This is a genomic window from Paraburkholderia sp. FW306-2-2C-D06C (assembly GCF_058781505.1).
In genome coordinates this window covers 1-23,212 of sequence record NZ_JBYSWU010000029.1, presented here as the reverse complement: position 1 = coordinate 23,212, position 23,212 = coordinate 1, and the positions used below count along the sequence as shown (strand labels likewise).

Here is a 23,212-nt window from a genome sequence, read left to right as displayed (position 1 = left end):
ACGAGCCGTTTCACCCGCCTATTGTTCGGCTATCCCATATCGATAAACGAAGCATAAGTGCACGCATTATGAATGACAAGTGCATATATGACTTTGGAGGAGCCCCCACTTGGACGATTCCCCCGCCTTCGCGCCGGATCAACTCGTGCAACGCCACGCCCAACCGGGCAGGTCGTTGCTCGCGGTACTGCACGCGATCCAGGACGAACTCGGCTACGTGCCGCCCGACACGGTTGCGCCGCTCGCGCGCGCCATGAACCTGTCGCGCGCGGAAGTCCACGGCGTCATCACCTACTACCACCACTTCCGCACGCAGCCCGCCGCGCCCGTCACGGTGCAGCTGTGCCGCGCGGAAGCGTGCCGCAGCATGGGCACCGAAGCGCTCGCGCAGCATATCGAGGCGCGCACCGGTTGCCGCTTCGATGCGGAACACCAGCGTGACGCGACGGTGGAACTGGAATCGGTGTATTGCCTCGGCCAATGCGCACTCTCGCCGGCGCTGATGCTCAACGGCACGCTGCACGCGAAAGTCACGCCGCACAAGTTCGACACGCTCTTTGCCGCCGCCCACAAACGTGTGGAGGTAACGGCATGACGCGCGTCTATGTTCCCTGCGATTCGGCGGCGCTGGCGCTCGGCGCCGACGCGCTGGCGCAAGCGATCGAAGCCGAAGCCACACGCCGCGGTATCGAAATCGAACTGGTTCGCAACGGTTCACGCGGTCTGTTGTGGCTCGAACCGCTTGTCGAAGTCGCTACGGCTGAGGGCCGCGTCGGCTACGCGAATGTCGAAGAGACCGACGTCACCTCGCTGTTCGATGCCGGCTTCATCGAAGGCGGCGAGCATGCGCGCCGCGTCGGCGTGGTCGACGAGATTCCGTACCTGAAGAAGCAGCAGCGCCTGACCTTCGCACGTATCGGCATCACCGACCCGCTGTCCATCGACGACTACGTCGCGCACGGCGGCCTCGAAGGCTTGCGCAACGCGCTGCAAACCGACGGCGACGCCGCCTGCGAAGCATTGATCGAATCGGGCCTGCGCGGCCGCGGCGGCGCGGCGTTCCCGGCCGGCATCAAGTGGCGTACGGTGCGCGGCGCGCGGGCGGCGCAGAAATACATCGTCTGCAACGCGGACGAAGGCGACTCCGGCACCTTCTCCGACCGCCTCGTCATGGAAAGCGACCCGTTCGTGCTGATCGAAGGGATGATCATCGCGGGCGTCGTGACCGGCGCGACGGTCGGCTACATCTATGTGCGCAGCGAGTATCCGCATTCGATCGCGACGCTCGAAGCCGCGATCGCCAAAGCGCGCGCCGCCGGCTGGCTCGGCGACAGCGTGCTCGGCTCGGCGGCGCATCGCTTCGAACTGTTCGTCGCGGAGGGCGCGGGCGCTTACGTATGCGGCGAGGAAACCGCGCTGCTCGAATCGCTCGAAGGCAAACGCGGCATCGTGCGGGCGAAGCCGCCGGTGCCGGCGCTAGTCGGCCTGTTCGGCCAGCCGACCGTGATCAACAACGTCATCACGCTCGCGACGGTGCCGATCATCTTCGCGCGCGGCGCGGCGTTCTATAAAGACTTCGGCATGGGCCGCTCGCGCGGCACGCTGCCGTTCCAGCTCGCCGGAAACGTGAAGCAAGGCGGTCTGGTCGAACTCGCGTTCGGCGTGACGCTGCGCGAACTGATGTACGACTACGGCGGCGGCACGGCAAGCGGCAGGCCGGCGCGTGCGGTGCAAGTGGGCGGCCCGCTCGGCACCTATCTGCCGGAAAGCCAGTGGGACATTCCGATGGATTATGAGGCCTACGCGGCGGTCGGCGCGGTGGTCGGCCACGGCGGCATCGTCGTGCATGACGACACCTCGAATCTCGCCGAACTCGCCCAGTACGCGATGCACTTCTGCGCGCTCGAATCGTGCGGCAAATGCACGCCGTGCCGGATCGGCTCGACGCGCGGCGTCGAAGTGATCGGCCGGATTCGCAATGGCGACACCTCGACGCGGCAAGTGCAGTTGCTGCGCGATCTGTGCGACACGATGGTGTCCGGATCGCTATGCGCGATGGGCGGCATGACGCCGTTCCCGGTGCTGTCCGCGCTCGATCATTTCCCCGAAGACTTCGGTCTCGATAACGTGCACGATCACGTGCACGATCACGCGCCCAAAGCGGCTGCGGCCTGATTCAGGAGCCTCACATGTCCGACATGCTCAACTCCCCTGCCGGCGCCCCGAAGGAAGTCCCCCGCCCCGAAGGAAGTCCCCTTGGGGGATTGGGGGGCGGCTGCGGCTCCAATTGCGCGTGCAAATCGCAAGCCCTGCAAGCGCAACAACGCGCGCCCCGCTCGTTCTTCGACGACACCGACTACGGCACGCCCGAGCGCCATGCCGACGTCGACGTCACGCTCGAAATCGACGGCCAGCCGGTCACGGTGCCGGCCGGCACGTCGGTGATGCGCGCCGCCGTGGAAGCCGGCGTGAACGTGCCGAAGCTCTGTGCGACCGATTCGCTCGAACCGTTCGGTTCCTGCCGGTTGTGTCTGGTCGAGATCGAAGGCAAGCGCGGTTATCCGGCCTCGTGCACGACGCCGGTCGAAGCCGGCATGAAAGTGCGCACGCAGACCGACCGTCTGCAATCGCTGCGCCGCAACGTGATGGAGCTGTACATCTCCGATCACCCGCTCGACTGTCTGACCTGTCCCGCCAACGGCGACTGCGAACTGCAGGACATGGCGGGCGTGACGGGCTTGCGCGAGGTGCGCTACGGCTTCGACGGCTCGAATCATCTGAAGGACAGGAAAGACGAATCGAATCCGTACTTCACGTACGACCCGTCGAAGTGCATCGTCTGCAATCGCTGCGTGCGCGCCTGCGAAGAAACGCAAGGCACGTTCGCGTTGACCATCGCCGGGCGCGGTTTCGAATCGCGCGTGGCGGCGAGCGAAAACCAGCCGTTCATGGAATCGGAGTGCGTGTCGTGCGGCGCGTGCGTCGCGGCCTGCCCGACCGCGACCTTGCAGGAAAAGTCCGTGATCATGCTTGGCCAGTCCGAGCATTCGGTCGTTACGACATGTGCGTATTGCGGCGTCGGCTGCTCGTTCAAGGCCGAGATGAAGGGCAACCAGGTCGTGCGGATGGTGCCGCACAAGAACGGCCAGGCGAACGAAGGCCACGCCTGCGTGAAGGGCCGCTTCGCGTGGGGTTACGCGACGCACAAGGACCGCATCACCAGGCCGATGATCCGCGCGAAGATCACGGATCCGTGGCGCGAAGTCAGCTGGGAAGAAGCGCTCAATTACGCCGCGTCGGAATTCCGTCGCATCCAGGCGAAACACGGCCGCGATTCGATCGGCGGTATTACCTCGTCGCGCTGCACGAACGAAGAAACGTATCTGGTGCAGAAGCTCGTGCGCGCCGCGTTCGGCAACAACAACGTCGACACCTGCGCGCGCGTGTGCCACTCGCCGACCGGCTACGGCCTGAAGACGACGCTCGGCGAATCGGCTGGCACGCAAACCTTCGCGTCGGTCGATAAAGCCGACGTCATCATGGTGATCGGCGCGAATCCGACCGACGGCCACCCGGTGTTCGGCTCGCGTCTGAAGCGCCGCGTACGCGAAGGCGCGAAGCTGATCGTCGTCGATCCGCGCCGCATCGATATCGTCGATACGCCGCACGTGAAGGCATCGCATCACTTGCAACTGCGTCCGGGCACCAACGTGGCGGTCGTCAATGCGCTCGCGCATGTGATCGTCACCGAGGGGCTGCTCAACGAGGCGTTCATCGCCGAGCGCTGCGATACGCGCGCGTTCCAGCATTGGCGCGACTTTGTCGCGCTGCCGGAGAACGCGCCTGAGGCCACGGAAGAAATCACCGGCGTGCCGGCCCAGGACGTGCGCGAAGCCGCCCGCATCTACGCCACCGGCGGCAATGCCGCGATCTACTACGGCCTCGGCGTCACCGAACACGCACAAGGCTCGACCATGGTGATGGGCATCGCCAACCTCGCGATGGCGACCGGCAACATCGGCCGCGAAGGCGTGGGCGTGAACCCGCTGCGCGGCCAGAACAACGTGCAGGGTTCGTGCGACATGGGCTCGTTCCCACATGAACTGCCGGGCTATCGCCACATCAGCGACACGGTCACGCGCACGCTGTTCGAAGAGGCCTGGAACGTCACGCTGCAACCGGAACCCGGCCTGCGCATTCCGAACATGTTCGATGCCGCCGTGCACGGCACCTTCAAGGGCCTGTACTGCCAGGGCGAAGACATCGTGCAGTCGGATCCGAACACGCATCATGTGTCGGCGGCGCTGTCGTCGATGGAATGCATCGTCGTGCAGGACATTTTCCTCAACGAAACTGCGAAGTACGCGCACGTGCTGCTGCCGGGTTCGTCGTTCCTCGAAAAGGACGGCACCTTCACCAACGCGGAGCGCCGCATCTCGCGCGTGCGCAAGGTGATGCCGCCGGTGCCGGGTTACGCCGACTGGGAAGTCACGGTGATGCTCGCGCGCGCGCTCGGCTATGAAATGGACTACACGCATCCGTCGCAGATCATGGACGAGATCGCGCGTCTCACGCCGACCTTCCACGGTGTTTCGTACAGGAAGCTCGACGAGCTCGGCAGCATCCAGTGGCCGTGCAACGAGAACGCACCCGACGGCACGCCGACCATGCATATCGACACCTTCGTACGCGGCAAGGGCAAGTTCGTGATTACGAAGTTCATCGCGTCGCCGGAGAAAGTCACGCGCAAGTTTCCGCTGCTGCTCACCACCGGCCGGATTCTGTCGCAATACAACGTCGGCGCGCAGACGCGCCGCACCGAGAACTCGCGCTGGCACGACGAAGACCGTCTGGAACTGCATCCGCACGACGCGGAGGAACGCGGCATCAGGACGGGCGATTGGGTCGGCATCGAATCGCGCGCGGGACAAACCGTGTTGCGCGCGAAGGTCACCGAGCGGATGCAGCCGGGCGTCGTCTACACGACGTTCCACTTCCCCGAATCCGGCGCGAACGTGATCACCACCGACAGCTCGGACTGGGCCACCAACTGCCCGGAATACAAGGTCACCGCGGTGCAGGTGATGCCGGTCGAACAACCGTCGCAGTGGCAGCAGGACTACTCGCGCTTCAACACCGAGCAGCTCGATCTGCTGAAGCAGCGCGAGTTGGCCAATGCAACGTCGGGTAAGTGAGGCAAGCCATGGATGACCAGAACCTGATCGACATGGCGAACCGGATCGGCGATTTTTTCGACTCGATGCCGGACCGCGAAGAAGCGCTCGCCGGCATCGCCGATCATATCCGCCGCTTCTGGGAGCCGCGCATGCGGCGCGCGTTGCTGGCAACGCTCGACCAACCAGATGCAAGCGGCATCGCGATGTCGGGCATCGTCAAAGAGGCGCTCGTCAAACATCGCGATCAGCTGACGCCGGCTGCTGCTTCTTTCGCGTAAGCGCACAGCGGTTTCGGCGGCCTCCGTGGCCGCGGTGCGGCCAAAGCGGCCGGCTCAAAGCGCCGCCTGCTCCGGCACCACCCCGCCGACGGCGAACCACGCCTCGCAGTGCCGCAGCAAGCCATGCAAATCCGAGCCGGTGCGGCCGCGCGCGGCTACGTAACCATCGGGCCGCACCAGGTAGAACGACGGCCGCGTGCGGCCATACGATTCGACCAGCGGCGGCCCGCCCTCGCCGTTCGTATCCGTCACGCGCCAGATGCGCACCGCGCCCCCCAACACCTTGTCGACCTCGGCGGCGAGCCGCTCCAGTTCCGCGTTCGGCGGCGGCTCGTGTCTAGCGGCCGGATCGAGCGGCGTTTCGTCGGCGGGAACAGGCGGCACCAGCAGGAACAGCGAAAAGAACGCCGGGTCGTGCAGATCGAAAATGCAGCCGACGCCGGGCACACGGCCGAGCGGCCCGTCCACCACATGTACCAGCGCGTCCGGCGCGCGCTCGCCGGCGCGCGGGCCGCCGTCGAGTACACGTTCGAACGTCAGCGGACTGCGCCGATACTGGATCGACAATTCGCTGATCGTCAAACGCGCCGCATCGCGCAGCGGACCGAGCGCGGCCAGCACCGGCATCACACGTTCGCGCAGCAGCTTCAGCGGTCCGTGATCGGCCTCGGCCATCTGCGTGATGAAGCCGGTTTGCCGCAGCACGTCACGTTCGATCGGATGCCGCTCCAGATGGTAGGTATCGAGCAGGCGGTCCGGCGCCGCGCCGTTGAGCACCCGCGCGATCTTCCAGCCGAGATTGAAGGCTTCCTGAATGCCCGTGTTCATCCCTTGCGCGCCGGCCGGGCTGTGCACATGAGCGGCGTCGCCGGCAAGGAAGACACGCCCGACGCGCAGCCGCTCCACCATCCGGCTGTTCAGATGGAAATACGACGACCACGCCAGGTCCGACACCGTGACCCGTTCATTGACGCGCCGCGCGACCAGCGCCCGGCATTCGTCGAGCGAAGGCGGCGGCACGATGTTCAGCGGCGGCTCGCCGAGCACCGCGGGCGTCGCGGGCGCGACACGGGCGGCGGGCTCCGCCGGATGATCGGCGATCAGACGATGGCGGCCGTGGCCCATCGGGAAAAATGCGACCAGACCTTCACCGGAAGCGAAGATGTGAAACTCGTCTTCGGGCCAATCGGTTTCGGCGTGCAGGTCGGCGAGCAGGAAAGTCTGCTCGAAAGTCTTGCCCACAAAGTTCAAACCGAGCCGGTGACGGATCGAGCTATGCGCGCCGTCGGCGGCGATCATGTACGACGGGTGCAGGGTCTCGGTGTGACCGTCGGCGCGGCGCAGCGTCGCCTGAATGCCGGTCACGCCTTGCGAGAACACCGTCAGTTCGACGCCCCGTTCGATCGTCACGCCGAACGTCGCCAGATGCTCGGTCAACAGGCGTTCAGTGATCGCCTGATCGAGAAACAGCAGATACGGATAGCGCGTGTGCAGCGGATCGAAATCGAGCCGCGCAAGGCGCTGCCCATTTGAAAAGAGATTGACGATGCGCGCGCGATGGCCGAGTTCGAGAAACGGCTCGATCAGCCGATGCTGTTCGAGCAGTTCGAGCGTGCGCGCCTGGATGCCGATCGCCCGCGAGTGCGGGTTCGGCTGCATCGCTTTGTCGATCAGACGCACGGGAACGTGGGCACGCGCTAGACTCATCGCCGCGGCGAGTCCGGTCGGACCCGCGCCGACGATCAGCACCGGTGACGCGTCGTTGGGAGCAGCGTCCATGCGGAACTCCGGAGGCAGCAGTGCGCTCTAGTGTACGCCGCCCGGTCGCCGTTCGGCGGTGCGCTGCGTCAATCACGGAGCCGGCGCGGGCGCTGTTCGGGCCTTATGCGGGCCTTATACGAGCCTATTGCGGGCCTGATTCGCACGTTAATGCGCGTGCGGCGGATGATCCATCGCGCAGCGGTGCTCGGTGGTGCCGAGGTCGACTTGCAGCGTCGCATGCTGCATCGAAAAACGTTCGCGCAGCGTGACGACGATGCCGTCGATCGACTCGTCGCCGGGGTGGCCCGCCGGCATCACCAGATGCGCGCTGAGCGCATTTCCGGTGGTCGACAACGCCCAGACGTGCAGGTCGTGGACGTCGGTGACGCCCGGCTGTCCGGCGAGATAGTCGCGGATGCGTTGCAGATCGACGCCGGGCGGCACGGCGTCGAGCGCGAGCCGCACCGAATCGCGCAGCAGGCCCCAGGTGCCGTACACGACCACCGCGACCACGAGCAGGCTCATCACCGGGTCGAGCCAGGTCCAGTTCGTGTAAAAAATCACCAGACCGCTGATCGCGACCGCCGCCGAGACGCCCGCGTCCGCGGCCATATGCAGAAAAGCGCCGCGAATGTTCAGGTCTTCCTTCTGGCCGCGCATGAAGAGCCACGCGGAAATACCATTGACGACCACGCCGACCGTCGCAACGACGAACACGGCGAGCCCCGCAACCGGCGCCGGGTTCAACAGGCGACCGATCGCCTCGGCGACGATCATGCCGCACGCGAACAGCAGCAGCCCCGCATTGATGAGCGACGCGAGAATCGACGAGCTGCCGTAGCCGAACGTATAACGCGCCGACGGGCGACGCCTGGCGAGCCAGGTGGCGCCCCAGGCGAGCAGCAGGCCGAGCACGTCGGAGAGATTGTGGCCGGCGTCGGCGAGCAGCGCGGTGGAATGCGCGATCACGCCGTAGATGCCCTGCATCACCACGATCGCGACGTTCAGCGCGACGGCGAGCGCGAAGGCACGGCCGTGACCTTCGATCGGTGCGTGAGCGTGGTGATGGTGGCCGGCGTGACTGTGGCTGTGGTTATGCCCGGCGTGGCCCGCGTGGTGATCGTCGCCGTGGCTGTGCTGGTGGTCAGGCTCCGCGTGACCGCCCGCGCCCTGCGCGGGGGCCGAATGAGCGTGAGCCGCGCCATGCTCGTGCTCGTGCTCGTGCTCGTGCTCGTGCTCGTGCTCATGCTCATGCTCATGCTCATGCCCATGCCCGGCATGATCGTCAGCGGCGCCGGCCTCGCCGTCGATTCGCGCGTCTTCGCCATCGATTCCGTCAAGCGCTCCGTCGAACCACACCGGCGCGTGCTCGTCCTCCCGCTCTTCGGCGGCCCGGTTCGGGGTGGTGGTTTTCTTCATGACGCATCCTGAGGAAATTCGGCGGCCGGTTCGGCCACATGCTCGAGCATGCCGGCCAGCATCGCGCTGATGTGACGGTCGGCGGCGAGGTAGAACACCTGCTTGCCCTGCCGCTCCGCGCGCACGATGCGCGCCGCGCGCAACAGCCGCAGATGGTGGCTCACCAGCGAAGGCGACAAACCCAGCGCCTCGGCAATCGCGCCGACCGCGCGCCGCTCGTCGACGCATGCGAGCACGATGCGCAGGCGCGTCGGGTCTCCCAGCAGGCGGAACAGATCGGCCAGCGGCGCGATGGTGTCCGGCGAACGGTCTGCGAAGCTGACAGGCAGGGTGATGGAAGCCATAACAAGCGAGACATCGACAGATATATGAACAGGTATTCACATGTTATAAATGATGACGCACCAGGTCAAATCCGGAGCGGCGCCGACGAGTGTGGGAAAATGCGGCGTTCGTCTTACCCGAAATACCATCCCTCCGTCATGCAACCTGTTTTTGACCGCGCTTTCGCGGCGCATCGTGACGGCCGCCTCGACGACGCCGAGCGCGGCTATCGCGCGACGCTCGACGGCAATCCCGCGCACGTCGATGCGTTGCACCTGCTGGGCGTGCTGCGCCATCAGCAGGGCCAGCACGCCGAAGCCGCCGAGCTCGTGCGGCGCGCGGTCAACCTGCGCCCGGAAGACGCCGCGCTGCAACTGAACCTCGGCAACGCGCTGAAGGCGCTGGGCAAACTCGACGACGCGATCGAGCAATTTCGCAATGCGCTGACGCTCGCGCCGTCCTTCCCGATGGCGCACTACAACCTCGGCAACGCCTACGCGGCGGCAGGCCGCCACGAAGACGCAGCCGACGCGTTCGAGAAATCGCTGCGTCTGCAGCCGCAGGACGCGTCGTCGCATAACAATCTCGGCAACGCGTTGCATGCGCTCGGGCGCCAGACGGAGGCGATCGCGTCGTTCCGGCGCGCGCTCGAATTGCGCCCCGGGCATGCGGGCGCGCTCAACAACATGGGCATGTCGCTCAACGCGCTCGGCCGCGCGGACGAGGCGATCCCGCGCTTTCGCGCGGCGCTGGCCGCCGAGCCGCGCTTCGTCGCCGCGCATTTCAACCTTGCCAATACGCTCGACGCCACCGGCCGCCACGCGGAAGCCGTCGCCTCGTTCCAGGCGGCGCTCGCCTTGCAGCCGAACCTGCCGCCCGCGATCTTCGGCCTCGGCAACGCGCTCGCGGCATTGGGCCGCCATGCGCAGGCGCTGCCGTATTTCGAGCGCGCGGTCGGGTTCGATCCGCAATTCGCGCTCGCGTGGCTGAGTCTGGGCACCGCGCACCAGGCGCTGGGTGGGCACGCCGCGGCTGTGCGCGCGTTCGATCAAGCGCTGCGCTTGCGCCCCGAGCTCGCCTCCGCGCATATGAACCGCGCGCTTGCGTGGCTTGCGCTGCGCGACTTCGCGCGCGGACTGCCCGAATACGAATGGCGGCTGCAAACCACGGCACAACCCGTGATGCAGACGCTGCCGCGCTGGCACGGCGAACCGATCGAAGAGCGCACGCTGTTCGTGCACGCGGAACAGGGTTTCGGCGATACGCTGCAGTTCGTGCGCTTCGTGCCGCTGGCGGCGCAACGCGCGGCCCGCGTCGTACTCGAGGTGCAACCGCAGTTGCTGGCGCTGCTTGCGCCTGCCGCGCAAGCCTGGCGCGTGACGCTGATCGCCCAGGGCGCACCGCGTCCCGCCGCGGATCTGCAATGTCCGCTGCTGAGCTTGCCGCTCGCGCTCGGCACGACCTACGACACGATTCCCGCCCGCACGCCCTACCTCAGCGCACCGCCGACTTACCGCCGCAAATGGCGCGGCTCGCTCGGCGGCCACGCGAAGCGCAAGATCGGCATTGCGTGGTCGGGACGCATCCAGCAGAACGAAAACCGTTCGATGCCGCTCGCCGCGCTCGATCCGCTCTTCGCACTCGAGGGCATCGACTGGATCGTGCTGCAACCCGCATTGAGCGACGACGAACACGCCGCGCTCGACGCGCATCCGCGGGCCACGTCGATTCATCGATTCGATACGCGGATCGGCGACTTTGCGGACACCGCGGCGATCATCGAGCGGCTCGACGCGGTGGTGTCGATCGATACGTCGATCGCTCACCTCGCCGGCGCGCTGAAAAAGCCGCTATGGCTGATGCTGCCGTTCGCGGCGGATTGGCGCTGGTTCGTCGGCGCAACGCGCAGTCCGTGGTATCCGGGCGCGACGCTGTTGCGCCAGCCGCAGCCGGGCGCGTGGGGCGACGTGGTCGAAGCGGCGGCCGACGAATTGCGCCGCGGCTAGCGGCTGCCAAGGCGCCCAAGGCAAGCAGACGCTATGCTGCCCGATACTGATTGCGCGACTCCGGCGTGCGATACAGCACCAGCGTGGCGATCAAGCCGCAGATCGCCGCGACGCCGAGGAACAGGCCAGGGGCAGCCTTGTTGTTGGTGGTGTGAATCAGCAGCGTCGAGATGGCCGGCGTGAAGCCGCCAATCGTGGTCGCGAGACTGTAGGCCAGCGAGAAGCCGGCGGTGCGCACTTCGACCGGCATCACTTCGGTCAGCGCCACCACCATTGCGCCGTTATAGCTGCCGTACAGGAACGACAGCCACAATTCGACCGCCAGCAACCGCGCGAACGACGGTTCCGCGACCAGCCATTGCAGCGCAGGGTAGGCGGTGACGATCGTCAGGGCCGTGAACGCCAGCAGCACCGGACGACGGCCGATGCGGTCCGACAGCGCGCCCGCGAGCGGCAGCCAGATCAGATTCGACAGGCCGATACAGACAGTGACGACCAGCGTATCGATCGACGACAGCTTCAGCACTTCCTTGCCGAAGGTCGGCGTGTACGCGGTGATCATGTAGAACGACACCGTGGTCATGATTACCATGCCCATGCCGCCCAGCACGATGCCCCAGTTCGCGGCCATCGTCTTCAGGATCTCGCCCATGCCCGGATGATGCTTGCGCGCCGCGAACTCCTCGGTTTCCTGCAACGAACGGCGGATCAGGAACAGGAACGGCACGATCAGGCAGCCGATCAGGAACGGCACGCGCCAGCCCCAGGCGGTCATCTGGTCGGCCGGCAAAAACCTGTTGAGCAACACGCCGATCAGCGCGGCGAACACCACGGCGACCTGCTGGCTGCCCGACTGCCACGCGCAATAGAAGCCCTTGTTGCCCCTGGTGGCGATCTCCGACAGATACACCGAGACGCCGCCCAGTTCGACCCCGGCGGAGAAGCCCTGCAACAGCCGGCCGCCTAGCACGAGCACCGGCGCGAGCACGCCGATCGTCGCATAGCCTGGAATCGACGCGACCGTGAGCGTGCCGAGCGCCATCAGGCCGAGCGTGAGGATCAGGCCCTTACGGCGGCCGTGATGGTCGATGTACGCGCCGAGCACGATCGCGCCGAGCGGCCGCATCAGGAAGCCCGCGCCGAACACGGACAGCGACAGCATCAGCGAGGCGAATTCGTTGCCGCTCGGGAAGTAGGTCTTGGCGATCGCGGATGCGTAATAGCCGTAGACCATGAAGTCGTACATTTCAAGAAAGTTGCCGCTGACCACGCGGAAAACTGTCTTGACCTTGGATTCTCGGGACAAAGCTGGGTTGGCGGGTGACGCGGTAGACATGACACTCTCTGAAAAGCCCGTCGCCACACGGACCAGCGGCGATCAGGCAGTTGAAACGATCCACTGCGGTCGGCAAGCGGATGCCACGGGCAGAATGAAAGGCTGCGCCGGGGGCGCGCATTTTCAGGCCAAACGCATGACTGCGATATCAGGGTAAACGTTGCGAATCGTGCGAAGCCCGCAGAACGCAATGCTACAGCTCCCGCAGCTGTCGCGTAAAACATACAGTTTCATTACAAACTCCGCCGTGCGGCCCGCGCGGTACACTTTGCAGTTGAACATTTCCGTTGATTGCCATCCCGATGCACACTGCCCACGCTATTTCGCTGCGTCCCGCGACCCTCGCGGACGCCGCGCTGATCGCTTCGATCCACAGCATCAGTTGGCAGGCCACTTACCGCGGTCTGTTGCCCGACGCGTTCCTTGACGGCGAAGTCACCGGGGAGCGCGCCGCCTACTGGGAAGCCCGTCTTGGCGCACCGGGCGGCGAGCGCCGCGTCGTGCTGATCGCCGAACTCGCGGGCGAGCCGATCGGCTTCGTGTGCGTCGAACGGCAACCGGAGTCGGCGTGGGGCGTGCTGCTCGACAACCTGCACACGCTGCCGGGGCATCAGGGCATCGGCGTGGGCAAACTACTGATGCGCGCCGCCGAAGACTGGGCGCGTGCGCAAGGCGAGACGCAGCTATATCTATATGTGCTCGAAGGCAATACGGCGGCGATCGGCTTCTATGAACGGCAAGGCTGGCAGTTCGTCGGTGCCGAACCCGATCATATGGGCGGCGTGGATATTACTGCGTTGCGCTATGTGTACCGGCTGGATCGATAAAACTGGCGCGCGGCGTAAAAAAATCCCGGCAATGCCATTGCCGGGATTTTTTATGCGCTCCCACCTACTTTTGCGTCGGCAATCCCAGCTCGGTCTGCCGCTGCAACTGCGTCACTTCGCCTTGCACCTGACGTAACTGCGCCTGCGCCCTTTCCTTTTCTGCGTGCAGCGCCGCCGCTTCCCCCTGCGTTTGCCGCTGATAATCGTTGACCTTGGCCTGCTGCGTACGAGCGACGTCGAGATCGGCCTGCAGCCGCTTCGCGCGATCTTCCGACAGCGCAATGATGCCCTCGATAAAAGCCTTCTGCGCCTGCAATTGCGCGCGGCGAATCTCGACATCCGCGAGTTGCACGGTTTGCTGGACAAAGCCGGCGTAGACCGCTTCGGCACGCGCCATGTCTTGCGACTTGATCACACGCCAGAAATGTTTGTCTTGAAATAGCGCGACGTAGTACGTCATTTCCTGCGGATAGAAAAACAGACTCGCACCATAACTGCCGTTATAAGTAGTACGCAGTTCACTCAGCTTCGCGTCGTGAATCATCTGCATCAATTCGGCGACATGGCCTTGCGCATCGCCCGCCGTGCCCGAGGCCGGTATGCCCGACGCCGATACGCCCGATGCCGATACGCCCGATGCCGATACGCCCGAGCTTGCGCTGCGCAGCGCGGCGGCGACCGGCTGCGGCGTGAGCGTATTCATGGCCGGTCGGGTGCCGACCAGCGGCGCGGCTTCGTCATTCGACGCTGCCAGCACGAGGCCACCATGCTGCAACAGCGCACACGAGGTTGCGAGCAGCATGGTGCGCCATACAATTAAGGGATACTTCATACGTGCGTGCTCCATGCAAATCCAAAATAGCCGTGGATTATCGCCCGGATTAGTCATTAAACGAAGCATTCAAGTGTCGCGCGTCCGTACTTTAAATCGAGATAAATCGATAGCGAATGATTTGACCAAGTGAATCCATCAATCGCGCAATAAACGCTTTCGCAGACGCCCAAAACGCAACGATCCGACTCCTGCGGATGCTCGCAATCCGTGTTGGATTCGCGCCAATCCAGCGCTAATCGTGAACCGCAATATAGAGATAGATGAATAGACCGAGGTGCGCGTTATATCGTATACCTGACTATCTTGTTAAAGCGGATGCGATTGAACGGCAAATCGAAAGCTTGCCGGTGACAGGTCTGAAAAATAGGCGGAAAAGAAGCGAAAGGACAATTGCTGCACGAGACGCCGCGCCCAACGACAGGGCGGCGCCTCGTGCACATCGGCTTCAAAAACGCGGACCTAAAACCGCGGCTTTAAAAGCGCGTCTCGCGCGCCACTCGCAGGAACGTATCGAGCAACGGCGTGCAATCGAGTAACTCGGCGCCACCCGCGCGATGAAACTCCGGGTGCCACTGCACGCCCATCACGAACGGCGCGCGCCGATAGCGCACGGCCTCGATGATGCCGTCCGACGCCGACACCGCCTCGATATTCAGATCGCGGCCCAGCGTCTTGACCGCCTGGTGGTGGATCGAATTGACAATCGCGTCGCGGCGGCCCGGGAACATATTCGCCAGCGTCGAGCCGTCCGGGAAGTGAATACCGTGGCGATGCTGGTCGTAGTTTTCGTTGACGTGCGCGCCGGCGGTCGGCACCTCGGTGGCGATATCCTGGTACAAGGTGCCGCCGAACGCCACGTTGATCAGCTGACAGCCGCGGCATACGCCAAGCACCGGCTTGCCCGACTCGATGAATTCATGCAGCAGTTCGAGTTCGTACATGTCGCGCACCCGGTCGCCCGGCCACTCGTGGCTGGTCGCGGCTTCAGCATACGATTGCGGCGAGACGTCCGCGCCACCTTGCAACAGCAGGCCGTCGAGATGCTTCGCATAGTCGCGCAAGCGGATGTTGCTCGGATGCAGCATGCCCTGATGGCCGACCGTCGGAATCATGAACACCAGCACGTCACGCGACATCACCCAGTGCGCAACCGATTCCTCGAGGTATTGCAGCGTCTTGCCGCGCAGCCCCTTCGCGCCCGGCTCAGGATGGAAAATGCGCGCCGACACGCCGATGCGCAGCGTGCGCTGCGTGATCCGCTGCCCGGCGCGATCGAACAATTGGCGCGCGCGCGCTGCCATGATGCGGCCGAATACGGTCCACGCCGAATCGTTGTGCTTCAGGTAACGCGGCGGCGACGGCGGCAAAGCATTCGGCGGCGGCGGGTTCGACGCAGTGAAGTCGGGCGCGGCGCCGAAACCCGGCGGCGGCGAGCCGGTCCGGCGCGCCGACGAGGCTGCCGCCTCTTGCGTCTCTTCCGCCACTGCCGCCTCATCCGCCGGCACGGTCACTTGCCCGGCAATCGACTTGCTGCTCGTCAGCGTTGTGGGACGCGTAGCGGCATAGCGCATATCGCGTGCGTCGCGCTCATGGACGGCGGCCTCCTGACGCGCGGTCGACGCTGCGGCCGAGCTGCGCGCTTCGGCCGCGGCGCGTTGCTGCGCCGTTTGCGGATCGGTGCGCGTGACGACCGCCGCGCTATCCGGCCCGTCGGTCGACGACCTCACGGCCGCCTCTTCGGCAGCGGGCGCATTTGCTGAAGAATCAGCCGGCAGTGCGGTCGAACGCGATGCGCTGGAAGCCGGCGTTGCGGCCGCGGTGGCAGCCTTCGTCGCAGTCTCGTCCGACCCGGACGAAGCAGCCGGCGTCACTACGTCCTTGATCGGGGATTGGATGGAATCTTCGTGGGAGATCGGCAGAGAGACCGCCGGCTCACCCAGCGTGATGTCGGGTTTCGCCGCCCCCGTGGTTGCGCCGGACGTTGGCGCCGATGACGGCGCGGGACCGCCGGGCTTGCCGGCATTTTCAGGTTTGTTTTCGCTCATGACAGTCAGACAGGCGCCTTCCACGCGAACGAATGAATATGCCCGGATTATCCGCCAGCGGGCCAAGCCCCGCAAACCCGCACACAATTGCTCACATTGTTCTGCGCCACGGTTCAAGCCCGACTGGCCTGGTGATCGCCCAGGGATCGCTTAGGGATCCGGTTGTTCGTCGAAGGTTTCGCGCAACGCGATCTGCATCGCCGCATGGATTTTCACGCACCAGCGCCATAGCAGCGCCAGCAGCAGCGCAGCGCAGATCAGCACCGCGGTCAGCAAGCCGGTTGGCGGCAAGATGCCGCCCGAGAGCACCGCGACCAGCAGAAACACGCCGACCATCGAGACCACCGGCACCAGATCGGAAATCGCATAGCGGATCGCGCTCGTGAAGCGCCCCGCTATCGCCGGCTGCACGCTCACCTCGGCGAGCAGCAACGCGAGCGACTTGGTCTTACGATAGACGGCCACCAGGAACGGCATCGAAACGAATAGCGCGAGGCTCCACAGCACGACACGCTGCAGCGGCTCGGAGGCCAGCCAGCGCGCGAGCCAGTTGCTGGTGTAAGGCGCGCTATACGAGACGATCAGAAAAATCGCCGCGACCAGCGCGAGATTCACGGCAATCTGCAGAATGATCCGCCGCGTCATGCTGAACAGCGTCGGCTCGCCGCTCCCGGTGCTCAAGCTGCGCAGCCACTGGCCGTACATGCCGAACACATTGGCGATCGTGCGCGGCATCGCCCGGCCGAGGCGCTGGGTCAGCGGATCGGCGGCGCGAATCAGGTACGGCGTGAAGAGCGTGGTCAATGCGGATACGGCAACCGCGATCGGATACAAAAACGCGCTCGTCACCTTCAGCGTCAGTCCGAGCGACGCGATGATGAACGAGAACTCGCCGATCTGCGAGACGGTCATGCCGACCCGCATCGCCGTACGGCCATCCTTGCCGGCCAGAAAAGTGCCGAGCCCGCACGAGACGATCTTGCCGACGATCACCGCCACCGTAATCACCGCGATCGGCCATGCGTAGTCGACCAGCACGGCCGGGTTGAGCATCAGGCCGATCGTCACGAAGAAGATCGCGGAAAACGCGTCGCGCAGCGGCGCGATCAGATGCTCGATCCGATGCAGATGGCGCGACTCGGCCATGATCGCGCCGATCAGAAACGCGCCGAGTGCGATGCTGTAATTGAGCTTCACCACCAGCAGACAGAAGCCGAAGCAGAAACCGAGCACCGACACCAGCAGCATTTCGTCGCTCCTGGTACGCGCCACGTAGTTCAAGGCGCGCGGCACCAGCAGAATGCCGACCACCAGCGACACCGTCATGAACAGCAGCAGCTTGCCGAGCGTGACCACCGCCACACCCGCACTCAGCTGCCCCGTCTGCGCGATGCCGGACAGCAGCACCAGCATTGCGATGGCGAGAATATCCTCGACGATCAGAATCCCGAACACCAGTTGCGCGAAGCTCTCGCGCTTCAGGCCCAGCTCCGAGAGCGCCTTGACGATGATGGTGGTCGACGAGATCGCCAGAATCGCGCCGAGAAACAGCGAATCCATCGAACTCCAGCCGAACGCGCTGCCGATCTCGTAGCCGATCCACAGCATCAGCACGATCTCCGAGAGCGCCGCGACGATCGCCGTCGCGCCGACCTGGAAGAGTTTGCGCAGACTGAATTCGAGTCCGAGCGAAAACATCAGGAACACCACGCCGAGTTCCCCGAGCGTCTGGATGGTCTGCTCGTCGTGGATCAGCTGGAACGGCGGCGTGTACGGCCCGATGATCACGCCCGCGGCGATGTAGCCCAGCACCACCGGCTGTTTCAGGCGATGGAACAGCACGGTGACGACGCCGGCGAGCGCCATCACGACCGCCAGATCCTGAATGAAGCCAACGCCGTGATGCATGGATGCGTCCCTTACAAAAAGTAATGCGTTAAAAACCGCAGTGTAACGCACGCATGCGACGCGCCAAAAACGCGCAAATGCCGACAGGACCGCGGGTTGGTCATACCTAAGGGATCGCCGGAGTCGCCAGCCAGAATGTTTTTGACACGCTGGACGCATGTGAAATATCACAATAATATTTGTCGAATATTTTCTTCGGAGTCGAGTGATGCGGCGGGTGTCCTTCAATGTTGTGGAGCGTTCCGGCGGCGGCAGCGCCGATGTCGTCGAAGTCAATCGTCTGACCATCGCCGGTTGGGCCGGGCGCGACCAGACCGCCATCGAGCATCACATCGCCGAACTGGCGGAACTCGGCGTGAAGCGCCCTTCGACCACGCCATGCTTCTACCGCCTTGGCGCGGAATTGCTCACGCAGGCCGAACAGATCGACGTGGTCGGCGTGAAATCCAGCGGCGAAGCGGAGTGCGTGCTGGTGCGCTCGAACTCCGGGCTGCTCGTCACCGTCGGCTCCGATCACACCGACCGCGAAGTCGAGGCCTACGGCGTCACCGTGTCCAAGCAGGTCTGCCCGAAACCGGTCGCGCGCGATGCATGGCGCTTCGAGGACGTGTCCGGCCACTGGGATCAGCTGGAATTGCGCGCGTATGCCGTCGCCAACGGCGCGCGGCGCGTCTACCAGAAAGGCAGCGTCGCTTCCCTGCTGCCGGCCGCCGATCTGCTGGAACGCGCACCGCTCGCGCAAGGCGCTGCGATGTTCTGCGGCACGCTGACGGTGCAAGGCGGCATCGTCGGGATGGCCGACGGCGACGCGCTCGAACTCGAACTGCACGACCCCGTCCTGAACCGCACGCTGCGCCACGCGTATCGCGTGCGAGCGCTTCCTATCGTCGAATGAGGCATTCATGAACTCCCCTTCGCTATCCGCTGCCGACGCCTCTTCCGACGCGTTGCTCGAAGCCGCCGCCTTGCGCAAGATCACCTGGCGCATCATGCCGTTCCTGTTTCTCGTCTACGTCCTGTCGTACCTGGATCGCGTCAACATCGGTTACGCGAAGCTGCAGTTCACCGGCGACCTCGGCCTGTCGAACGCGGCGTACGGACTCGGCGCGGGGATCTTTTTCTTCGGCTATTTCGTATTCGAAGTGCCGAGCAATCTGCTGCTGAAGAAATTCGGCGCGCGCGCCACCATCGCCCGCATCACGATGCTGTGGGGCCTGCTGTCGTGTCTGATGATGTTCGTGCGCTCGGAAACGATGTTCTACGTGCTGCGCTTTTTCCTCGGCGTCGCCGAAGCCGGGCTGGTGCCGGGCGTGGTGCTGTATCTGACTTTCTGGTTTCCGTCCGACCGGCGCGCGCGGATGGTCGCCGTGTTCATGGCGGCGATTCCCGTGGCGGGCATCATCGGCGCACCGCTGTCGGGTTTTCTGATGTCGGCGCTGCACGAAGCACACGGTTTGCGCGGCTGGCAGTGGATGTTCCTGATCGAAGGCATTCCGTCGATCCTCGCCGGCTTCTGGGCCCTGGCCATCCTGCGCAACACGCCCGCCGAAGCCGCATGGCTCACCGCTGACGAAAAGCGCGTGATCCTTAACCGCATCTCGCGAGAAAACACCGCGGCGGCAGCGGCCGGCGCCGAACATAGCCTCGCGGCTGCGTTGCGCTCGGGCCGCTTCTGGCTGCTGACGCTGATCTACTTTTGCCTCGTCACCGGCAACGCGGGCTTCTCGTTCTGGCTGCCGCAGATCGTCAAGGACCTCGGCGTCACCAACCTCGTCAGCAACGGCTTCGTGACCGCGATTCCTTATCTGGCGGCGGGCGTCGGCATGATCCTGATCGGCCGCTCGTCGGATATCACGGGCGAGCGCCGCTGGCATTACGCGGTGTGCTGCTTCATCGGCGCGGCGGGCCTGCTCGGCAGCGCCTCGGTGACGAACTCGATTGCACTCGCCGTCACCGGCTTGTCGATCGCGTATGTCGGCATCCTGGCGGGCTTCGGCATCTTCTGGTCGATGTCCACCACGTTCCTGCAAGGCACGGCGGCGGTCGCGGGTATCGCGGTGATCAACTCGATCGCGAACCTCGCCGGCTACGTGAGCCCGTATGTGCTCGGCGTCGTCAAGGATGCGACGCATAGCGTGACTTTCGGGCTGGTGCTGATCGCGGGGGCGCTGATCGTCGGCGGACTGGTCACGCTGATGATGCCGCGCGTCATGGTGCAGCACGCGGTGGCGGTCACGCCGAGCCGTGCCTGATCTGTCGTGACGCGGCGGCTCGCCGTGATGCAACGACGGCGCGGGTGATCCGCTCGCGCGCTCGCGCTTACGCCGTCCGCGCAAAACCTTGCTCTACAATGCGGACGACATTGCCCGCTCCCTCTTCACATGACGCTTTTGCAGACTGCCCGCCCTACGAAGCCCACCCGCGAGACCGCCAGCGCGAGCCTCGCCGAACAGGCCTATGCGTTCGTCAAGCGCGAAATCATCACGATGCGCCTGCGGCCGAGCGAGGTGCTCAACGAAGCGGAATTGATGGCGCTGACCGGCATCGGCCGCACGCCCGTTCATCAGGCATTGCACCGGCTGGTGCACGAAGGCATGCTGACCATCATGCCGCGCAAGGGCATCATGGTGCGCCCGGTCTCGCTCGACGACGTGCTGGCGATCATCGACGTGCGGCTGGTCAACGAGAGCTACTGCGTCGAGCTGGCCGCGCGCCACGCGCAGCCGCACGATTACGATGCGATGCAGGCGCTGCTGGACCGCTCGGCGGTCTGCGTCGCGGCGCACGATATCGAAGGCATGATGGATATCGACCGCGAGTTTCATCTGGCGATTTCAGCGGCTTCACGCAACCCTGTGCTGGCCGACATTCTGCGCGGGTTGCATGAACGGTCGCTGCGCTTCTGGTTCATTTCGCTGTCCGAGCCGCACCATCTGGAAGATGTGCATGAAGAGCATCTCGAACTGTTCCGCCTGCTGCGCGAACGCGATGCCGAAGGCGCCCGCCAATCGGTGCAAAAGCATATCGAAGCGTTCCGCGCGACCCTATTCAACCGGATTTAAGCGGATTTAACCGAATCTGACCGACCCAATCGACCCCAATCGACCCTAATCGGATCTGGACCACCATCATGGCCACTGAATTCACGCCCTTCCCGCCGCTTGCCCAGCTTGCCGCCGATCTCGCCGCCGGCCGCACCACCAGCCGCGCGCTCGTCGAAACCGCGCTCGACCGGATCGCCGATCCGGCTGGCCAGGGCGCGGTCGCCTTCATGCACGTCGATGCCGGCAGCGCCCGCGCCGCCGCCGATGCGCACGACCGCCTGCGCGCCGCCGGCACGGTGCTCTCGCCGCTCGCCGGGATTCCGGTGTCGGTCAAGGACCTGTTCGATATCCAGGGCCAGGTGACGCGCGCCGGTTCGGTCGCGCTGGCCGACGCGCCCGCCGCCACCGCGGATGCGGTCGCGGTCGCGCGTTTGAAGCGGGCCGGCGCGGTGATCGTCGGGCGCACCAATATGAGCGAGTTCGCGTTTTCCGGCCTCGGCCTGAACCCGCATTACGGCCACCCGCTGTCGCCTTATCAGCGCAGCGTGAAAGGCGACGAGCGGATTGCGGGCGGTTCGTCGTCCGGGGCGGCGGTGTCGGTGGCGGACGGCATGGCTGCCGTCGCGCTCGGCACGGATACCGGCGGCTCGATTCGCATTCCGGCTGCGTTGTGCGGCCTGACCGGCTTCAAGCCGACCGCCGGGCGCATCCCGAAACAGGGCGGCGTGCCGCTTTCGCCGACGCTCGATTCGTTCGGGCCGATCGGCGTCTCGGTGGCGTGCTGCGCGCTGGTCGACCGGATGCTGGCCGGCCTCGAGCCGCGCATCCCGGCGGCCCGGCCGCTCGAAGGCGTGCGCCTCGGCGTGTTGACCAACTATGTGACGGACGGCGTCGAACCGGCGGTCGCCGCCGCGCTGGACACGGCGCTCAAGCATCTGGAAGCGGCCGGCGCGATCGTCACCGAAGTGCGTTTCGCGCCGCTCGACCGCCTGCCCGAAATCAACCGCTTCGGCTTTGCGCCGATCGAAGCTTATGCATGGCACCGTCCGCTGCTGGAGAAGCATCGCGAGCAATACGATCCGCGCGTGCTGGTCCGCATCCTGAAGGGCCAGCCGGCCAGCGCCACCGACTATCTGGATCTGCTCGCCGAACGCGAGGCGCTGCTCGACGAAGCTGCGCGTACGCTATGGCAGCGTTTCGACGCGGTCGTCGCGCCGACCGTGCCGGTCGTGCCGCCGCGTGTGGCCGATCTGGAACACGACGACGACGCCTTTGGCCGCACCAATGCGCTGATTCTGCGCAACCCGAGCGTCTTCAATTTCCTCGACTCCTGCGCGCTGTCGCTGCCCTGCCATCTGCGCGGCGACGCGCCGGTCGGCCTGATGCTGGCAGGCGCGCCGCACGCCGACGATGCGTTGCTGGCCATCGGGCGCGGCGCCGAAGCGGTGCTCAAGGCGATCCGCTGACACGGGGAACACGCAAACGCACGCACAAGCACGCGAAGGCGCGATGAGCGTCAGGGCGGGGGTTCGCGCTAGAATCGCGGGCACTCGCCCTTTCTCGTTTTTTCCGTCCATCGACAGCTACACGATCCATGAACAATGACAACGTAATGCTGCGCCGCGAGCGCTCCCTGCTGGTTCTGCTTGGCCTGATCTGCGTCGGGCTGGTGGCCGGCGCACTGTATTTGCAGTACTTCAAGCACGAAGACCCGTGTCCGCTGTGCATCATCCAGCGTTACTTCTTCCTGCTGATCGCGATTTTTGCGTTCCTCGGCGCGCGCTTCAACAGTTGGCGCGGCGTGCGTCTGCTGGAAGCGATGGCCGTCCTGTCGGCGCTGGCCGGCATCGTGACGGCCGCGCGGCATGTGTATGTTCAGGCGAATCCGGGCTTCAGCTGCGGCTTCGACGCGCTGCAGCCGCTGGTCGACAGCTTGCCGCCCGCACGTTGGCTGCCGGGTGTGTTCAAGGTTGCCGGGCTTTGCGAAACGCCGTATCCGCCGATTCTCGGTCTGTCTTTGCCGGCGTGGTCGCTGGTGGCGTTCGTGGTGGCTTTCGTGCCGCTGGCACTGAGCCTGTACCGCAATCGCAACCGGGTCAGCTGATTCTTTGGCTTCGCACCGGGCTTTGGGCCATCCGCATTTGCGGCTGGCCCAAAGCCCGGTGTTTTAATGCGACCCGCCCCGAGCGAATCCCGCTTTGAATCCCGCCGTCAATCCCGCTTTGCGCCCCCCCGCCGGCCCACTCTCTTCC

Annotated in this window: 18 protein-coding genes; 11 read left to right on the top strand and 7 right to left on the bottom strand. The window is 65.2% G+C overall.

Annotation, left to right across the window (positions count from 1 at the left end; all coding sequences use genetic code 11):
- Window positions 1–109 precede the first annotated feature (109 nt).
- From AC3WLT_RS21585 to AC3WLT_RS21570, 4 genes are read left to right on the top strand one after another with little or no spacing between them, the layout of a single operon-like run.
- The gene (locus AC3WLT_RS21585) at window positions 110–595 is read left to right on the top strand and encodes an NAD(P)H-dependent oxidoreductase subunit E (protein WP_492593724.1); all 486 of its coding nucleotides are present in this window, start codon (window positions 110–112) and stop codon (window positions 593–595) included.
- On the top strand, window positions 592–2,175 hold the full coding sequence (locus AC3WLT_RS21580) for a formate dehydrogenase beta subunit (protein ID WP_492593723.1): 1,584 nt from the start codon (window positions 592–594) through the stop codon (window positions 2,173–2,175). Before AC3WLT_RS21585 ends, AC3WLT_RS21580 begins: the two co-directional genes overlap by 4 nt.
- A 14-nt stretch (window positions 2,176–2,189) precedes the next feature.
- Window positions 2,190–5,195: a formate dehydrogenase subunit alpha gene (gene fdhF / locus AC3WLT_RS21575; protein WP_492593722.1), complete on the top strand. Its 3,006-nt coding sequence runs from the start codon at window positions 2,190–2,192 to the stop codon at window positions 5,193–5,195.
- 8 nt (window positions 5,196–5,203) lie between these two features.
- Window positions 5,204–5,455: a formate dehydrogenase subunit delta gene (locus tag AC3WLT_RS21570; RefSeq protein ID WP_492593721.1), complete on the top strand. Its 252-nt coding sequence runs from the start codon at window positions 5,204–5,206 to the stop codon at window positions 5,453–5,455.
- 54 nt (window positions 5,456–5,509) lie between these two features.
- Here the strand turns inward: AC3WLT_RS21570 and AC3WLT_RS21565 are convergent, their stop codons facing one another.
- The 3 genes from AC3WLT_RS21565 to AC3WLT_RS21555 all read right to left on the bottom strand — a co-directional run bounded on the left by AC3WLT_RS21565 (window position 5,510) and on the right by AC3WLT_RS21555 (window position 8,979).
- Window positions 5,510–7,234 (bottom strand): FAD-dependent monooxygenase, encoded by a 1,725-nt coding sequence (locus AC3WLT_RS21565; RefSeq protein WP_492593720.1) that lies wholly within the window; start codon window positions 7,232–7,234, stop codon window positions 5,510–5,512.
- Window positions 7,235–7,381: 147 nt separating this feature from the next.
- On the bottom strand, window positions 7,382–8,635 hold the full coding sequence (locus AC3WLT_RS21560; protein WP_492593719.1) for a cation diffusion facilitator family transporter: 1,254 nt from the start codon (window positions 8,633–8,635) through the stop codon (window positions 7,382–7,384).
- Window positions 8,632–8,979 carry an ArsR/SmtB family transcription factor gene (locus AC3WLT_RS21555; protein ID WP_492593718.1) on the bottom strand — a complete coding sequence of 116 codons (348 nt, stop codon included), beginning with the start codon at window positions 8,977–8,979 and terminating at the stop codon, window positions 8,632–8,634. The genes AC3WLT_RS21560 and AC3WLT_RS21555 overlap by 4 nt, the downstream gene beginning before the upstream one ends.
- 138 nt (window positions 8,980–9,117) lie before the next feature.
- On the opposite strand from AC3WLT_RS21555, the gene AC3WLT_RS21550 reads away from it, so the two are divergent.
- Window positions 9,118–10,965 (top strand): tetratricopeptide repeat protein, encoded by a 1,848-nt coding sequence (locus AC3WLT_RS21550; protein ID WP_492593717.1) that lies wholly within the window; start codon window positions 9,118–9,120, stop codon window positions 10,963–10,965.
- A 31-nt stretch (window positions 10,966–10,996) separates the two neighbouring features.
- Here AC3WLT_RS21550 and AC3WLT_RS21545 read toward each other — a convergent pair whose 3' ends face one another.
- On the bottom strand, window positions 10,997–12,301 hold the full coding sequence (locus AC3WLT_RS21545; protein ID WP_492593716.1) for an MFS transporter: 1,305 nt from the start codon (window positions 12,299–12,301) through the stop codon (window positions 10,997–10,999).
- 302 nt (window positions 12,302–12,603) lie between these two features.
- Between AC3WLT_RS21545 and AC3WLT_RS21540 the strand changes: the two genes are divergently transcribed.
- On the top strand, window positions 12,604–13,128 hold the full coding sequence (locus AC3WLT_RS21540; protein ID WP_492593715.1) for a GNAT family N-acetyltransferase: 525 nt from the start codon (window positions 12,604–12,606) through the stop codon (window positions 13,126–13,128).
- Window positions 13,129–13,192: 64 nt separating this feature from the next.
- Here AC3WLT_RS21540 and AC3WLT_RS21535 read toward each other — a convergent pair whose 3' ends face one another.
- The 3 genes from AC3WLT_RS21535 to AC3WLT_RS21525 form a co-directional block, all read right to left on the bottom strand.
- Entirely contained in the window at window positions 13,193–13,960 is a 768-nt protein-coding gene (locus AC3WLT_RS21535) for a DUF2968 domain-containing protein (RefSeq protein WP_492593714.1), read from the bottom strand.
- Window positions 13,961–14,436: 476 nt separating this feature from the next.
- Window positions 14,437–16,008, bottom strand: a complete 1,572-nt coding sequence (locus AC3WLT_RS21530) for a gamma-glutamyl-gamma-aminobutyrate hydrolase family protein (protein ID WP_492593713.1) — start codon at window positions 16,006–16,008, stop codon at window positions 14,437–14,439.
- Window positions 16,009–16,158: 150 nt separating this feature from the next.
- Complete coding sequence (locus tag AC3WLT_RS21525; RefSeq protein WP_492593712.1) at window positions 16,159–17,916, bottom strand: cation:proton antiporter; 1,758 nt, start codon at window positions 17,914–17,916, stop codon at window positions 16,159–16,161.
- A gap of 208 nt (window positions 17,917–18,124) precedes the next feature.
- Here AC3WLT_RS21525 and AC3WLT_RS21520 point away from each other — a divergent pair, with 208 nt between their 5' ends.
- The 5 genes from AC3WLT_RS21520 (at window position 18,125) to AC3WLT_RS21500 (ending at window position 23,064) form a co-directional block, all read left to right on the top strand.
- On the top strand, window positions 18,125–18,811 hold the full coding sequence (locus AC3WLT_RS21520; protein WP_492593711.1) for a DUF2848 domain-containing protein: 687 nt from the start codon (window positions 18,125–18,127) through the stop codon (window positions 18,809–18,811).
- Window positions 18,812–18,818: 7 nt separating this feature from the next.
- On the top strand, window positions 18,819–20,168 hold the full coding sequence (locus AC3WLT_RS21515; protein WP_492593710.1) for an MFS transporter: 1,350 nt from the start codon (window positions 18,819–18,821) through the stop codon (window positions 20,166–20,168).
- Between the two features lie 129 nt (window positions 20,169–20,297).
- Window positions 20,298–20,978: a GntR family transcriptional regulator gene (locus tag AC3WLT_RS21510; RefSeq protein WP_492593709.1), complete on the top strand. Its 681-nt coding sequence runs from the start codon at window positions 20,298–20,300 to the stop codon at window positions 20,976–20,978.
- Window positions 20,979–21,046: 68 nt separating this feature from the next.
- Complete coding sequence (locus AC3WLT_RS21505; RefSeq protein WP_492593708.1) at window positions 21,047–22,426, top strand: amidase; 1,380 nt, start codon at window positions 21,047–21,049, stop codon at window positions 22,424–22,426.
- Window positions 22,427–22,554: 128 nt separating this feature from the next.
- A complete protein-coding gene (locus tag AC3WLT_RS21500) occupies window positions 22,555–23,064 on the top strand; it encodes a disulfide bond formation protein B (protein WP_492593707.1) in 510 nt (169 codons plus the stop codon).
- Window positions 23,065–23,212 lie beyond the last annotated feature (148 nt).